The organism is Paenibacillus sp. AGC31 (genome assembly GCF_057334655.1).
The window spans coordinates 1-15,978 of record NZ_JBHFJH010000030.1 but is presented as its reverse complement, the minus strand read 5'-3'; the positions used below and the strand labels follow the sequence as shown (position 1 = coordinate 15,978).

Sequence of the window (15,978 nt, the reverse complement as noted above, 5' to 3'; positions counted from 1 at the left end):
GCATAGCAATGTTGATGATTTTCCTCGCCCTTTAGAGTCGTGCGAAGGTGATGTAATCAACTTGGACAGGCTCCGCCGATTCGGTTCGAAGTGCCCGGTTAATCTGTCCCCGGTGATACTGCCCATGTAAGATGACTTGCGAGAGAATGTCCCGGATGGAAGTTCGGAACGGAACCCCGCTCTGGTTTGCATAATCAATGATCTCATCCAATTTGAATTCCTCGAGCCCGTCCATATAGACGCGATATTGCTCGATGTTTTCTTCGAACATCTCCCGGATCGCCGTCAAGTCTTCTGTTTCTTCCCACAATGAATATTGCGCGCTACCCTTGCCTTGCAATCGGGACAGCCAGACTCGTTCCGCAACCGCGACATGTCGAACCAGCTTCAGAAGCTCCTTGTTCTCTGTCTTGGACTCCTTGAGCGCGTCTAAAATACGTTCGTCTGCCCAGTACAGATGGTCCATCATGCGCTTGATCGTATTCATTTCGCTTTCCCCCTTATCGTCTCACTGTCACTCACGACTTGTCATCATGCTCCGATAGACTTTAGAGTTTGAAGCCACAGTTTCCGTCATTTGAACTCGGAATAAGGAATAATAAACTCTGGCATTCCTTCAGCGTAGGAAGTATATTCATATTCTGTGAAATAGATAACGATACCATCATGGCTCAGGTAATAATCTCGATCAGCTTCGATCGTCTTAAATGGAGTGGACAACTCCAATCCGCGATGATTGATGTGATCTGTGATTTGGCTGTTAATGATAGAGACATAATCGGCGTTACCTGCTGCTTCCTTCAACGAAATCAGATCACCTGTTACGAGATCGAACGTGTAAGGAACCCTCGTCGTCATTCCGTGCGCTCCCCCCATATAAAGATCATAATCCACATATAGGCTCAATTTTCCATTCTCGTTATACATAACTGTAAATCTGCCATCGAGGCTCGGTTGCCGAATTTCAGCCTTTGGATTTTTGATTAGTAATTGATTATTCGCTTTTACGACTGTATCCATTTCCTTCGATCCCGCTGCAATGTGCTTGTCGGTCTCCTGCTTCAAAAAGGCGTTGATCTTATCCTGTACTTTCTCTCTTGCATAGCCCTTAATTACCGGATAGTAGACGAGCAATGATTTGCCATCTCCGTCGGCACCGATCTCTTCCGCTTGAACCTGCAAGTCGTTTTCCTTAATCGATTGAATACCGACCTGCTTAGTACTATTCTGATATGAAATTACATAGCCCATCCGCTCCAATAGGAAGCGAAGTGGCAAATAAGTTGTATTGTCCTGGAGAATGACTTGAGGTCCAAAGACCGGTTGTCCGTTCAAATGAATAGTATTGTTAGAGAGATTAATTTGAAGCGATCGTCCATTTCCCGACACTTCAACAAGTTGATTAGTCTGATTGAAATTGGTGGTTAAACCCAGGGCTGTATTTAGGTTCCTAAGAGCTATATAGGTCGATCCGTTTTTATTAATTGTACCAATGCTTGATTTCTTTCCTTCAATGCTGAACGGTTGTACGGTAACTTTATATTTGGAAACGGAAGCTGCAGCGGCTACCGGTTGGCCTTCGGCCATGAAGTGTGCCAGGGGCGATGCCAGTAATGCTGTCATAATAGCACTTACAATTAACTTATTTCTCTTCTTGTTTCTATTCATTTTTTTTCTTACATCCTTTCTGAATTCAAGTTCATTGCCTTCTAGCTTTTAAACGCAGTTTTTAACTAAAAGGTTTCAAATCAACATGGGACTTGATTGTCAGTACTGTGATATTCTTAATGTTACGAGGAAGAACAGTGAAACTGCAGGAGGTTAAACATCCATGAAATCCAAACGAGCACTAATCGATCGAAGAAACGCCGAGCGTCGGGTTCGCCGGGAACAGAAAATCAATCCACCCGGTCCTTTCTTCAAGCTGTTCGACTGGATGTGGAAGATTATATTTATCTTGTTCCTGTCATCTCTTTCTGTTGTTGCCTTCTGCCATTGGTTTTTGCGCACGGGTTCTGGTCCGGGAAGATCAAATCTCATCGCTTTCACTGCTGAACGAATGGCAACTTTAATGCTTTTTATAATGCTGGCTACTGCCTGCATAGTCGGTATACGAGCTATGATTAAGTCTAAAGATAACTCTTCCAGCAGAACTTCCAAACATCCGGACGGAAAACGTTTGATCATAATGAAAATTATTGTTTTTCTGTTCTTTGTAATCGTTATGGTCATTTCAATCATTATCTGCTGGGCGCAGCTGAAAGTTTTATTGAAGATTGGAAAACTATTGTTATTGTCTTTAGGTTGATCGGGATGGCCCTTTATTTTAACAGGATTATCAGCGAATAAACAGTTTCATCAAATTTATATAAATTGGGTTGATCATGTAGCCATTCGGGCTTATGGAATATCTCTTACCTGTGTCCAACCGCCGTATATGGTCCATGTCCTCCTCATTCAGTTCAAAGTCGAATATTTCGATATTCTCTTTAATCCGTTGAGGGTTCGTTGATTTGGGAATGACCATAATTCCGCATTGCAGATGCCAGCGCAAAATGACTTGCGCAATTTGCGATTCTTTTAATATTTTCAGATGATGGGATACGGTCGGTCGGGATAGATGTGTTTTCATCCTGATCTCGCCTACGCGCATGCCGGTTTTTTGCGGTGCTTCGCGGCTTTAATTGTTGTTTGCCCACGTGTTTAAGGTGCTTACATATGCTGTAGACCCCAGTCTTGTAAATCTATATGGAGAACTTCTTGATTCCGGGTCTCATCCATAATGGGATGCTTTTCTACCCAGTGCCAGCGGATAAACCGATCCCATGGATCAGCTCCGAGGATGCAGCACAATATCATGTTTATGCGTTAAACCATCCTGATCTGGCAGGATTTTTCAAGGAATGTACGACTTGTACATTCCCTCTTTCTAATTAGGACTATAACGCCAGATAGATCTCCTGTGTAACTTAACCAGTCCACCTACCTATTCACCAGTAACCATAGAGTTTTCAGTCCTACTTCTCATCCTTTTGAATAGAATTAGGACAAGAAATAAAGCTACGCTTACAGCTCCAAACCCCAACCAATTCAAATACATGACAGATGAACGACTGATCACAAACCCACCTAATCCAGATCCCAGTGCAAAACCAAATTGGATAAATGATGTATTTACGCTTAGGGCGATGTCAGGATTACGAGGTGCCAGTGTAACCAGATATAGTTGCTGGGCCGGAGATATGCTCCACGTTGCTAACATAAAAATCATTAAAACCAAGATTAACATGATAAGATTAACTCCAGCTAGAGCAAACAAAAGAAGAGTTACGCCTTGTAACAGAAGGCCTAGACAAATTGTAAACTTTGATCCCTTTGCATCTGCCAATTGTCCGCCCACTTTTGATCCGACAAAGCTGCAAATTCCCGCGAGAAACAGAACACCGCTTATCTCGGTCATGGTAAGAGTGGATGTAGCTTGCAAGAAAGGCGTAATATACGTGAACAGTGTTGAATAGCCTCCGATATACAATAATGTAATAAGCAAGGCAGTCAGAATGAGTGGATTTTTTAAAATGGAGACCTGCATACTGAGGGTGATCTTTTCTTCCTCTTTGATTGCCGGAACCTTTTTGTAGATAATAAGTAATGGAAGAACACTTAACAATCCAATGATTACAAATAGAACTCTCCATCCAAACATTTCACTAAAAAATGTGCCCAATGGGACACCGAGCACTAGCGAACTGCTGAGCCCCATCAGAATGATGCCGATGGCATTGCCCCTTTTTTCCTTTTCAACCAGTCGTGTCGATACGGCCATCGCTACTACGGTAGCCACTCCTCCGCTAGCCCCTTGAATAATTCGCACCCATAGTAAAGTTTCGTAAGAAAGGTCAACAAACATAAGTCCGTTACTGGCAATAAACACACTGAGGGTGGACAACAGTAACTTCTTGCGATCCATATTTATTGTAATTGCAATGAGAATCGGAGCAATAATGGCCGCTGCCAGAGCGAATACAGTCACCAGTAAACCCACTTCGGAAGTAGATACACTCAAGTCTGAGGCGATCATTTCAATGACTCCTGTAATAATGTATTCAAGGGTTCCGATCAGAAAAACAGCCAATGCCAAGATATATATAATCCATTTATTTTTCACTTTAATCCACTCCGTCTTCTCTAGTTATCTATTTAGTATTGGAATTTGTATTTCTATAAACTGTACATCTTGTTCTTGAGATAAGGGTAAATATAATTCCCTACCAGCTCCGTTCTCCTTGATCTGATAGTTATTATTCTCAATCCATGTAGCTAGATGAACACAGGCTTTACAGGCAAAGGCGGCATTGGAACGATAAGCTATGGTGGCCATCATGGGCTCGGCAGGAAGAGTCCGCAGTTGAAATGGGGCGAGAGGTGATCGCAGATCACAGCTTAAGAAGTAACCTATTTCAAACTCGAATTCTTCCTCTTGTCCTGCGATTTCTTTCCACAAAACAACCTGAGGTCCGTCAATCAGTTGGCGCATTTCTTTTGTTAATGACTGATCAAACTGATGAAATAAACTCGAGATCTCCTCTTCCCTCCCGCACCCTGTCTGAAAAAGAAACTGCCGAGCACCTTCCTCTTTAATTCGAATTTCTTGCCCGGTTTCAATGTGCCCCTCTTCCTCTAGAAGCTGCATGCGTTCCTCAATTCGGACGAGTTTGGCTTGTTCCGTATCGATAATTTGCTGAATTTCGCTTCTTTTTAGCTTAAACATGCCTTGAATATTGTCCAATGTAATATGTTCCTGTAACAGCTGTGTGATTTGTGGCAATGTGAACCCCAATTCTTTATAAATGAAGATTCGGTTGAGCTCGAGGAGCTGATCTGCGGAATAGTAACGGTAACCCGTATCGTGATCTACCTTTCTCGGCTTAAGTATGCCAATCTGGTCATAATAACGCAGTGTTTTTAATGAGACCCTGCTTAGTCTGGAAAACGCACTGATTTTGAACAACATATCATCTCCAATCTATTAACATAATGCGAGTATATAGTTTCCCGTACAGGGGAAAGTCAAGGGTGTATATGCTTCTCATTTTTATATAAAATTAACCACCGTCCTTGTCATCACTCTATGTTGCTGTTATGGGCAAGTCAAAAACCGTTTCTGAATGAAACGTTCATTTTTTTTGAACAAAAAAATGCCACTGATTGTGGCATTCTCTCGGTACGCATTCAATTATCCTGCTCAGGCAGGTTTGTATTATTTTCCGGTTTCAGCAAATGTTTTAATACGCTCCCCGATCTGGTCACGAACCCTTTGGAATACGGCCCACTTCTCTTCATCAGACCCTTGCGCTTTGGCAGGATCATCAAATCCCCAGTGTTCCCGTTTCACATGTGGAGGCGTCATTGGACATTTATCTGCGGCATCCCCACACAACGTGACTACGAAATCAGCATTGTTCAACAACTCTGAATCAATGATATCGGAAGTTTGAGTAGCAATATCCAGATCAACTTCTTTCATGGCTTCCACTGCTTTTGGATTCAGACCGTGTGCCTCGATTCCTGCACTATAGATGTTCCAGTCCTCACTTAGATATTTCTTGGCCCAGCCTTCGGCCATTTGGCTCCGGCAAGAGTTGCCTGTGCACAGGAAGTACAGTGTTTTTTTACTCATGTCCATCGTCTCCTCGTTGTTTGAATTATAGATTGCTTTTATAGATTGCTTTTATAGAATGCTTAACCACAGATACAGACCCACTAGCGTAATAAGCAGAGTCGGAATGGTGATTAAGATACCTGTCTTGAAGTAAGTGCCCCATGAGATTTTGACACCTTTGGTGCTCAGCACATGAAGCCAAAGCAGGGTCGCAAGTGAACCAATCGGGGTAATCTTGGGACCCAGGTCTGATCCAATAATATTGGCGTAAATGAGTGCCTCCCGAACCGTTCCTGTAGCCGTTGTTGCATCAATGGCAAGCGCATCAATCAACACGGTAGGCATATTATTCATCAGGGATGAAATGATTGCCGCAATAAAGCCCATACCCATCGTTGCAGCAAACAATCCCTGATCCGCCACAACCTGAATGACCACGGCTAGAAGATCCGTTAAACCCACGTTACGTAGACCATAAACCACGACATACATGCCGATGGAGAAAAATACGATGGCCCACGGCGCTTCTTTGACAACCAATGTAGTTGGTACAGCTGAACTGCGGGAAGCCATGATCAGGAAGAATATCGCGACAATACCTGCCACAAAAGATACGGGAATGCCGATAAATTCACTGGTAAAGTATCCAATAACCAGAGCCCCTAACACCACCCACGACAACCGGAACATTTTCATATCCTTAATGGCAGATAACGGAGGCTTCAATTCACTGGCATCAAAACGTTTGGGAATACTCTTGCGGAAAAAGAGATACAGTACACCGATACTCGCCGCCAGCGAGAACAGATTTGGAACAATCATCCTTCCTGCGTACTCCATAAACGTAATACCAAAGAAATCGGCAGACACAATGTTGACCAGGTTACTTACAACCAGCGGCAAGGAAGTTGTATCCGCAATAAATCCGCTGGCGATAATAAATGGGAATACTTTTTTCTCATCGAAATTCAGTGCACGTACCATGGCTAGAACAATCGGTGTCAGAATCAGTGCGCCTCCATCGTTGGCAAAGAAAGCAGAAACCACCGCTCCCAGGATGGAGACGTAAACAAACATTCGTACACCATTGCCATGAGCGGCTTTGGCCATATGTAAGGCAGCCCATTCAAAAAAGCCAATACGATCCAGAATTAATGAGATCAGAATGATTGCGACAAAAGCAAGCGTGGCATTCCATACGATTTGTGTCACATCCCATACATCTTCCAAATTGACCACACCCACAAGTAAAGCAAGGATTGCTCCTCCGCAAGCAGACCAACCAATGGACAGGTTTTTAGGCTGCCAAATAACGAGTACAAGTGTAATCAAAAAGATGATGCAGGCTAACAGCGTAGAAAACAAAACCATACACCCCCTTTCAGTTCAGCTTTATTTATATTTGTATATAATGATATACTTATATAATGATCAAAAATTAATTACACTCTGAAGTAAAGTTTTCTTTATTTAACGATTTAAGAATAGTTGCTGTATCCGGCATCAAATCCAGGACAGATGTAATATATGGTGTATTCTCTACATTTAAAGAGTAGTATACCCACTGACCACGTTTATTTTCTTTAACCAAGCCTTGATCCTTCAGCTTGCGCAAATGTTGACTAATTCCAGGTTGTGACATGTCTAAAATCTCTACAAATTCACACACGCACCATTCACGTTCTTTGAGGAGTGTAAGGATCGTAAGGCGTGTTTTATCACCCAGCAATTTAAGCTTATCCGCTACCTCTTGCATAGAATCCATAGCACTTCCTCCTTCAACTACATATAAGTGTATGCTTATATTATAATATCAAAAAAATGAAGTCAATGTTTACTTGATGATTAACTCCAAAAGTCGTTGGTTCGAATTCGAATCAACGATTTTTGGAGTTTGTGAATATTTTTTAAATAAACAGATTATGATTGGCTTGTGATGCTTGTCCAAGATAGTAACCGACACCACCAATTTTAACTTGGTCTATTAATTCTTCACGCTGAATTCCCATTAAATCCATGGACATTTGGCAGGCAACGATCTCTACTCCTTGTGCAATTGCGCTCTCAATCAATTCTTCCAATGAAGGCACATGATGTTTTTTCATCAAACCACGGATCATCTTCGGGCCTGCTCCGAGCATATTCATTTTGGACATGCCAAGCTTCTGGCTCCCACGAGGTAACATCATATCAAACATACGGCCGATCATTGTTTTGGATAACTTCTGCGGCTGCTGCTTGCGAATAATGCTCAATCCCCAAAACGTGAAAAATAGGGTTACTTTCCGTCCACTGGCTGCGGCCCCATTTGCAATAATGAGTGAAGCGATCGCTTTATCCAGATCGCCACTGAACACAACCATCGTGCTGGCTGGATCACTGATGGGGGATTCGGATACGGGTTGTGCTGTATTTTTAGCAATGACAGACTCAATCGTACCGCCTTTCAGTCTTTCCAACTGCAAGATTGTGGAACCCGACATCGTGGCCCAGGCTTTGACATCTTCATAAAAGCCTGGATCGGAAGCTTTCACACGAAGGGTTTCTCCGTTTGAGAGTTGATCCATTTTCTGCTTAACCTGAATCAGGGGACCAGGACAACTTAATCCGCATACGTTCAACTCATGATCAATACGTTGCGGCTGTACTGAGTCAGTGGGAATAGACTCCTTTTCGTTCGCGTCTATCACAGGATCATGCTGCTCTTGTGTTGTAGCAGTAAATGGAGCAGGCTTAAATTGGGCTTGTCGGTATGTTTTATAACCACCACTCAGGTTTTTTACGCTAAAACCATGCTGATGCAAAATTTGCGAAGCTGTATAACCACGTAAGCCGACTTGACAGTATAGCCAGATTTCTTTGGAAGGGTCTAATTCATCTAAACGTTGACGAAGCTCATCAACTGGAATAGAGAGTGAATCTGGAATATGACCATTTTGATGCTCGATTTCACTGCGAACATCCAGAAGTATCGACTGCCCCGGCTGACGATCAGCCAGTTGATTATAGGTGAACGTCTGAACACGTCCGGTGATCATATTCTCTGCTGCATATCCAGCCATATTCACGGGATCTTTGGCAGAAGAATAAGGTGGCGCGTAACTCAGTTCAAGCTCTGTCAAATCCCGGACATGTCCTCCAAAATGAATGGCTACAGCAATGTCATCAATTCGTTTATCCACTCCATCATAACCGACTGCTTGTGCGCCTAAAATTTTGCCTTCCGGAGTAAACAGCAGTTTAAGAGTAATCGCACTTGAACCCGGATAATACGATGCATGAGAAGCAGGGTGTACGATAACGGTTTGATAGTCCACGCCGAGACGCTGTAGTGTTTTTTCATTACTGCCTGTCGTAGCTGCGGTCATTCCAAATACTTTGATAATGGACGTACCTTGTGTTCCTTTGTAGGTAGATTGAAGCCCTGCGATACGGTCGGCAACAATACGACCTTGTTTGTTGGCAGGTCCGGCAAGTGGTATCGTTGCCTTCGTACCATGAATGGTTTCCGTTACTTCGATCGCATCCCCAACAGCATAGATATGTGGCACACTACTTTCCAAGGCTTCATTTACGATAATATGTCCACGTGCACCCAGCGAAACGCCGCTATCTTTCAAAAAATAGGTGTCTGGTGTTACGCCTATCGCAAGAATAACCATGTCAGCAGTCAGCGTGTGACCATCCGCAAGTTCAACCCCTATGCCCTGCTCTAGGGAATGGAATCCCTGAACACGCTTGGAAAACAGCAGGTTTACACCATGATTCTCCATTTCCTGTGCCAATGCGGCTGCTAACTCGGGATCATATGGTGTGAGTACTTGTGCGTTCCCCTCAATAAGCGTTACATCCAGACCAGCTTCCTTTAAATTCTCAGCCATTTCTACGCCTATAAATCCACCACCTATGACGATCGAAGACTGGTTGTTAGAAGAACTTACCTGTTCTTTGATCCGATCAATATCAGGAATACTTCGTACGGTATAGATTAGTGGATTGTCCTTACCCGGCAGATCGGGAATCATCGGTTTTGCACCTGGTGACAATATCAACTCGTCATAGCTTTCTTCATATGCACCGCGCTCCTGGGATTGTATCTTAACCACTCGCTGCTGCGAATCAATAGCTACGACCTCACTTCTTGTACGCACATCGATACAAAAGCGATCTGCCATCCCTTTTGGCGTCTGCACCAGCAGACGCTCTCGATCATCGATTGTGCCACCTATATAATAAGGTAAGCCACAATTGGCAAATGAGATATAGGGTCCCTTCTCAAAGATAATAATCTCGGCATGTTCATCCAGACGGCGAAGACGTGCAGCTGCAGAAGCACCTCCAGCTACACCGCCAACAATAAGTACTTTTTTGCTCATGATTCACAATCATCCTTTTCAAATAAAGTTTTAATAATCTGTTCAACCCGTTGATCGGCAAGCACATAGTTCACTTCAAGTCCATTCCGCTCCGTAGCAACAATACCTGCACTACGAAGCTTCTGGAGGTGTTGTGAGACTGTTGATTGGGGAAGATCCAGACATTCCTGCATATAAGAAACATTACATTTTTTTTTCATCATCAGTCCCCGCACAATGCATAAACGAATGGGGTGAGATAAAGCTTTCAGCAGATTAGCAGGTTCATCGAACTGTTTAATGTTATTACTGTCAAAAGCGGGAGTGTTCAAAAGGTATTCCTCCTAAATCGTTATATCGTAATAATACGATTTATTGATTCTCATGTCAAATGTATTCTCGAGTGAATGCGTTCAATAAGTTCATACCCGCTCAACCCTACGGCTTTGATTTGATTCAGGTGGATGATAAAAATGCCTGCCAAAACCGCTAAAAGCGATACCTGACAGGCAATCATGTTGTATCAGATCTTCATAAAATAGTGATTTAACTGAACGTCTTATATTAGAGTATAACAGGCTGAATCAGTCCGTCCTTACCAAAAAGAAGCGGGTCCATACATATTTCGCGGTGATACCCCTTTCCAGAGGAGAATCTGGACAGTGGTGTTACAAAACGGTGATAGGCAATCTGGTATTGACCGGTTTCAGAATCATTAAATATACAGTGATGACCTGTGCCCAGCATGCCCTTCTCCACATTTTTGCTCAGGATTGGGTATCGATAGGTAATTGGACCATATAGCTGCTCTGCCGTACCGTAATTAACATGATAGTCTTCACTGCCTGTGTCATCACAGGACCACGTAAAGTGGTAAAGTCCACCCTGCTTCAACACGGCTACAGCCTCACGAAAATCATGCAAGCCCGCCAGATTGCTCATTGTGTCCTCTACGACACTTATCATGTCTTCACCAAGCTCCACAATGGCAGCATGTCCATTGCCAAATAGCAGATACGTTCTTCCATCCTCTTCGACATAGATGGAGGGATCAATGGCCTGACCCATGGTGATGCCCAGACGTTTCAACTGCTCCATTGTGATTAAAGGCTGTGACTCGGCCAGGAATGGACCAATCGGTGTATCTGCTACAGCAACGCCAATGGCACTCTCGCCGTTCAGCATTTTGCCACAGAAATAAAAATAGAACTTTCCGTTTCGGCTGGCAATTGCCGGTGCCCAGGCATTACCGGTTGCCCAAGCTACATCCTCTGTTCCCAGATCAAGGATAACACCTTCATCTTGCCAATGCTTCAGGTCTGAAGAAGAAAACACTTTGAACTTTGTCCCCGACCACCCCTCGAAGCCATCTGTTGTGGGATACATATAGTAACGATCCCCAAACTGTGCGATATCAGGATCGGCATATTGTCCGGGGAGCACTTGATGACCATCCCCGAAAGCCGCGAGAAGCCGGCTGCACTCCTCAGCTGTGATTGGCAGGACACTTCCATGCCGCTTTTGAGTCGTTCCCATATCGAATTCACCATCAGGGACGATTCGGAATTCTCCACTTCTTAGATCTGTAGTCAGCAGAGGAAGATAACCCTTTCCTTCAGCAAATCGATCAACAATCAGGCACCATTCCTCCCGGTCATTGAATTTAAAGATTTGAGGTCCCTCCACACCTGCCACAGCCTCCAGTACCGGAGCTTGAAGTGTAACAAACGCCCCTTTGTCGAGAGAGTCTCCTTTTTCTACCCGTATGTTTTTGGTTGTTTCATCCTTGGAGTATCGATAATAAGAGCCATCCGCTGGAAGAATCGTTGTATCAATAATATGATTATCCCGCTCAATGTATTTTTCCGATGCGGAGAACGTACGAAAGTCTTTTGTGCGAGCGCTGTATATTTTTTGTTTTTGTTCTTGCTCCTGAGGTTCCTGCGTCGCAGAAGCCCAGAATACAAGAAACTCATCTGCCATTTCATCATACACAGCTTCCGGTGCCCAGACACATCCAGCGCCCTCAACACCTAGTGTAACGTTCCATGGGGATGACCAGTTCACGAGATTGCTGGATTCCCATATGATTACGTCACGACTCCCGGCATTAACGGCATGAGTCCACCCTTTGCCGCTTGCGATGCGGAGATCCGTAGCAATCAGATAAAATTTATTTTCCTTGACTGAACGAACCAGAAACGGGTCCCGTACCCCCTTTTCTCCAAGGTCGGAAAACAGCACAGGAGATCCGCCATTAAGATCCTTCCAGTGAAGACCATCCTCGCTATAGGAGAAATAAACCTGCTCTCCGTCTGGTTGTTCGCCAATAAAATGTACAAAGAGATACCCATCATAAGTTGGAGTTGTTTTGGTCAATGGTAAAGAGCCTCCTGAAAGTGAAATTGATTTTATACTAACAGTAAATATAAAAATGAAAGCGTTCTACATATGTTGTATCATACTTCAAAACCAGCGGAATGAGTATATTTTTGTGATTTGGTATGGCACAGATCATGTGAATCTTTCGCCGGGATCATTTTACTTTGATTGGGATGTTTGGCTTACTCCTCATGCAAAGAATATTAAAATATCGCCTTTATTTTACCTCAGGTATACAAAATTCTTGGTTTTCATTTACAAATAAATGCTAATCTTCTTAATGATGAACAAATGAATATAGACTCATGCATTCATTTTTGTTGTTGAGATATTACGAGGAGGAATCATTGTGAAATTATCCAAAAGAGTATTACCAGCGGTAGCGCTGACTCTGGCTGTATCGGCTTCTACTCTCTTGTCTGCAGGACAAGCAAGTGCGGTTCAAGCTGTAAGTGTGGAGAAAAAACAAATCAAGAACATCATCTTCCTCATTGGGGATGGCATGGGGACCTCTTATACTTCCGCCTACCGTTATATGAAAGATGATCCTTCAACGAAGGGCATGGACAAAACCGTATTTGACCCTTATCTTGTTGGGGCACAAATGACCTATCCGGATGATGATAAACAAAATGTGACGGATTCCGCTTCCGCAGCAACGGCTATGTCGGCGGGTGTGAAAACATACAATGCGGCCATTGCGGTTGACCCTGAGCAGAAGGAAGTCAAAACCGTACTTGAGCAGGCCAAAGAAAACGGCAAAGCCACCGGACTCGTGGCTACATCGGAGATCACTCATGCCACACCAGCTGCATTTGGTGCCCATGATATCAGTCGAAAAAATATGGATGCAATTGCGGACGATTATTATGATGAGTTGATTAATGGCAAGCATAAGGTGGATGTACTTCTTGGTGGAGGGAAATCCAATTTTGTACGCGAGGGTCGTGACCTGACGAAGGAGTTCCAGAAGGCCGGTTTCAGCTATGTGACGGATCGTTCCTCTCTCCTTGCTGATAAGAATCAACAAGTTCTTGGACTGTTTGCGGACGGAGGTCTGGACAAGTTGATTGATCGTACTGCTGCAACTCCATCATTGGCTGAGATGACCAATACAGCGATTGATCGTCTCAGTTCGAATGACAAAGGATTCTTTCTAATGGTCGAAGGCAGCCAGATCGACTGGGCAGGACATGATAATGATATCGTTGGTGCTATGAGTGAAATGGATGATTTCGCAGCAGCATTTCAGGCAGCTATTGATTTTGCCAAAAAAGACGGTGAAACACTTGTCGTAGCTACTGCCGACCACTCCACGGGCGGGCTTACGCTTGGAAAAGACGGAGAATACAACTTCTTCGTAGATCCAATCAAAGCTGCACTGCGCACACCTGACTTCATGGCAGCACAAATTGCAAAAGGTGCTTCGGTTGAAGAAACACTGAAAAGTTATCTCAAACTGGAGTTGAAACCGGAAGAGATTCAATGGGTGAAAGAAGCGGCCAAAAGTGCGGATGTAACAAAGATTGATAATGCCATTGAAGCGATTATTGATAACCGTTCATTTACGGGCTGGACAACAGGTGGACATACAGGTGAAGATGTTCCGGTCTATGCCTACGGTCCGGCAAGTCATCGCTTCGCCGGTTTGATCGACAACACAGATAATGCCAAGATCATATTTGATATTCTCAGCAAGCACCAATAATTCAATAGTTTAGGATCATCCCTTCTCTTCTTTCATCCGAAGAGAAGGGATTTTTTTCATATTTTCATGACCGAAACTTGTCCATTCACTTCGAGTATGGCGTACGCCTGTTCGGAATTTGCTAATATGCATTATATCCCATGGAGTTGGTTACCTTATACAAAACCACTTGCATTGAAGGGAGAGAAATCCGATAAATGCAGTTAACGATTGGTTAAGGCAGATTGCCCACAACTATATTCTCATTGTCATTGCTGCGGTGCTCTTTTTTGCAGTCAAAGCAGTCATTGGGTTCTATACGTACAAGCATTATGACAAAAAATTGGATGCACTCACAGATAAGGTCAATCGTCTTCTGGAGGAGAAAACAACGGAGTGATGCAGCTTATTGTGAGCTATAGAAGTAACAAGCTTTGGAGGAGAAAAGCATGTTAGGAAACATTCTGCTCGGTATGGTCATTCCCATTATATTGGGTGTATGGATTCTGCGTCGGAACTTTACAATCCTTATTCTATATTATCCACTTGGTGTGGCTGTATCAGCATCCATCAACAATATCGGGTTTAATTACTTCTGGAATATTCTTCCGAATACTCATAATCAATCCTTGGCTGCTCTCCCAATGGATCTTGGAATCTATCCGATTGCCGGCTGCTTGATGATGTATGCCATTATCGTCAAAGGTGCCAAGCCATGGTTGGCGATTCTTGTTGCATCATTGTCGCTGACATTAATCGAATGGGTTGCCAAAATGATGGGGCATGTCATTTATTTTAATGGATGGAACATCCTTTGGACCTTTTTGTCATACCTCCTGCCATTTGTTCTTGCTTATGGTTACAGTAAAATATTGAGGTATACCAAGTGAAGTTTTACTGAAGCTTTCCCCTAATAAGGCAGGACAGATGATATGGGTTAACGCTGATGGGCATACGTGCATATCTTAACTCATATTCGTCTTGGAGGGATTCGTAATGTATGTGGCATATCCTTATGGTTACAGGTACACTTTTACTCCGGTATGGGCAACATCATCAGCCGAAGCACTTGAATTAATCAAAACAGCTGTGCAAGGAGAACGAAACGATGAGGTGTTCTATGATTCACTGATTCAGTTGTCACCCGATGCCAATCAGGCTGCCATCATCACGAGCATCCGCAATGATGAACGAGGACATAATCAAATGTTCCGCCAAATGTACAAGGATCTGACAGGTCAGGAGATTACGGGCATAAGCAGTGAGCCGGTTGAGACGGTCACCTCTTATCTTGCCGGACTGCAAAAGGCGTTTCATGGTGAATTGGCCGCCGTGGAAAAGTATAGAAAAATATGGTTTGGTCTCCCTTATGGCATTTATAAGGATACGGTGTGGGGAATCATCCTGGACGAACAGAAACATGCGGATAAATATAACAATCTGATTACCTACAATTTGCCGAGATAGTCATGTATGGGATGAATAACGCGCGTATTCTTTTAAAAATGAACAATTGAAAGCAGTAAAAAACCAGTGAATTGGTCTTACCCCTGTCAAGTAGACAGATGGAAAAAAGCTATGCTGCCAGTGCGCATCGATATTCAATCGGTGCGCGCTGTTTGAGTTTGGCTTGAAAACGTCGGTAGTTGTAATGGTACATATAATCTTCCACGGCTTGTCGAATCTCTGCTTCTGAATTACACTGGTTAAGGTACAGCTTCTCTGTCTTGAGATGCGAAAAGAAGGATTCGATGCATGCGTTATCCAGGCAGGTTGCTTTGCGAGAGTGGCTGCCCTTCACGCCGAATGCTTCTAATCGTGTGTTGTACGCCTGAGACGTGTATTGGAAGCCTTGATCCGAATGGAGCACGGCTTCCGAAACGTCTCTTTTTTGT

The 15,978-nt window shown here is 43.6% G+C and carries 16 protein-coding genes; 4 read left to right on the top strand and 12 right to left on the bottom strand.

Annotated features, from left to right (window positions below):
* Positions 1-31: 31 nt before the first annotated feature.
* Together ACE04G_RS17330 and ACE04G_RS17325 are read right to left on the bottom strand one after the other, a co-directional pair.
* Positions 32-487, bottom strand: a complete 456-nt coding sequence (locus tag ACE04G_RS17330) for a DinB family protein (RefSeq protein WP_339303917.1) — start codon at positions 485-487, stop codon at positions 32-34.
* Positions 488-573: 86 nt separating this feature from the next.
* Positions 574-1,668: a stalk domain-containing protein gene (locus ACE04G_RS17325; RefSeq protein WP_339303915.1), complete on the bottom strand. Its 1,095-nt coding sequence runs from the start codon at positions 1,666-1,668 to the stop codon at positions 574-576.
* Positions 1,669-1,831: 163 nt separating this feature from the next.
* Between ACE04G_RS17325 and ACE04G_RS17320 the strand changes: the two genes are divergently transcribed.
* Positions 1,832-2,308: a hypothetical protein gene (locus ACE04G_RS17320; RefSeq protein WP_339303913.1), complete on the top strand. Its 477-nt coding sequence runs from the start codon at positions 1,832-1,834 to the stop codon at positions 2,306-2,308.
* Between the two features lie 30 nt (positions 2,309-2,338).
* On the opposite strand, the gene ACE04G_RS17315 is transcribed toward ACE04G_RS17320, so the two are convergent.
* From ACE04G_RS17315 to ACE04G_RS17275, 9 genes are all read right to left on the bottom strand, one after another.
* Positions 2,339-2,653 carry an aldo/keto reductase gene (locus ACE04G_RS17315; RefSeq protein ID WP_339303911.1) on the bottom strand — a complete coding sequence of 105 codons (315 nt, stop codon included), beginning with the start codon at positions 2,651-2,653 and terminating at the stop codon, positions 2,339-2,341.
* Positions 2,654-2,986: 333 nt separating this feature from the next.
* The gene (locus ACE04G_RS17310) at positions 2,987-4,165 is read right to left on the bottom strand and encodes an MFS transporter (RefSeq protein WP_339303909.1); all 1,179 of its coding nucleotides are present in this window, start codon (positions 4,163-4,165) and stop codon (positions 2,987-2,989) included.
* Positions 4,166-4,189: 24 nt separating this feature from the next.
* Positions 4,190-5,008 carry a MerR family transcriptional regulator gene (locus tag ACE04G_RS17305; protein WP_339308705.1) on the bottom strand — a complete coding sequence of 273 codons (819 nt, stop codon included), beginning with the start codon at positions 5,006-5,008 and terminating at the stop codon, positions 4,190-4,192.
* 249 nt (positions 5,009-5,257) lie between these two features.
* The gene (gene arsC / locus ACE04G_RS17300) at positions 5,258-5,677 is read right to left on the bottom strand and encodes an arsenate reductase (thioredoxin) (RefSeq protein ID WP_339303907.1); all 420 of its coding nucleotides are present in this window, start codon (positions 5,675-5,677) and stop codon (positions 5,258-5,260) included.
* A gap of 51 nt (positions 5,678-5,728) precedes the next feature.
* On the bottom strand, positions 5,729-7,030 hold the full coding sequence (locus ACE04G_RS17295) for an arsenic transporter (protein WP_445252473.1): 1,302 nt from the start codon (positions 7,028-7,030) through the stop codon (positions 5,729-5,731).
* Between the two features lie 67 nt (positions 7,031-7,097).
* Positions 7,098-7,424: an ArsR/SmtB family transcription factor gene (locus tag ACE04G_RS17290; protein ID WP_221821278.1), complete on the bottom strand. Its 327-nt coding sequence runs from the start codon at positions 7,422-7,424 to the stop codon at positions 7,098-7,100.
* A gap of 142 nt (positions 7,425-7,566) precedes the next feature.
* Entirely contained in the window at positions 7,567-10,035 is a 2,469-nt protein-coding gene (locus tag ACE04G_RS17285) for an FAD-dependent oxidoreductase (protein WP_339303903.1), read from the bottom strand.
* The gene (locus ACE04G_RS17280) at positions 10,032-10,346 is read right to left on the bottom strand and encodes an ArsR/SmtB family transcription factor (protein WP_036615511.1); all 315 of its coding nucleotides are present in this window, start codon (positions 10,344-10,346) and stop codon (positions 10,032-10,034) included. The genes ACE04G_RS17285 and ACE04G_RS17280 overlap by 4 nt, the downstream gene beginning before the upstream one ends.
* A 232-nt stretch (positions 10,347-10,578) precedes the next feature.
* The gene (locus ACE04G_RS17275) at positions 10,579-12,393 is read right to left on the bottom strand and encodes a glycoside hydrolase family 43 protein (protein ID WP_221821274.1); all 1,815 of its coding nucleotides are present in this window, start codon (positions 12,391-12,393) and stop codon (positions 10,579-10,581) included.
* 349 nt (positions 12,394-12,742) lie between these two features.
* On the opposite strand from ACE04G_RS17275, the gene ACE04G_RS17270 reads away from it, so the two are divergent.
* The 3 genes from ACE04G_RS17270 (at position 12,743) to ACE04G_RS17260 (ending at position 15,550) form a co-directional block, all read left to right on the top strand.
* A complete protein-coding gene (locus ACE04G_RS17270) occupies positions 12,743-14,104 on the top strand; it encodes an alkaline phosphatase (protein ID WP_221821748.1) in 1,362 nt (453 codons plus the stop codon).
* Positions 14,105-14,532: 428 nt separating this feature from the next.
* A complete protein-coding gene (locus tag ACE04G_RS17265) occupies positions 14,533-14,973 on the top strand; it encodes a hypothetical protein (protein ID WP_221821272.1) in 441 nt (146 codons plus the stop codon).
* A gap of 106 nt (positions 14,974-15,079) precedes the next feature.
* Complete coding sequence (locus ACE04G_RS17260; RefSeq protein ID WP_221821271.1) at positions 15,080-15,550, top strand: ferritin family protein; 471 nt, start codon at positions 15,080-15,082, stop codon at positions 15,548-15,550.
* A 109-nt stretch (positions 15,551-15,659) separates the two neighbouring features.
* On the opposite strand, the gene ACE04G_RS17255 is transcribed toward ACE04G_RS17260, so the two are convergent.
* A partial coding sequence (locus tag ACE04G_RS17255) for a transposase (RefSeq protein WP_486094560.1) occupies positions 15,660-15,978 on the bottom strand: 319 nt, incomplete at its 5' end.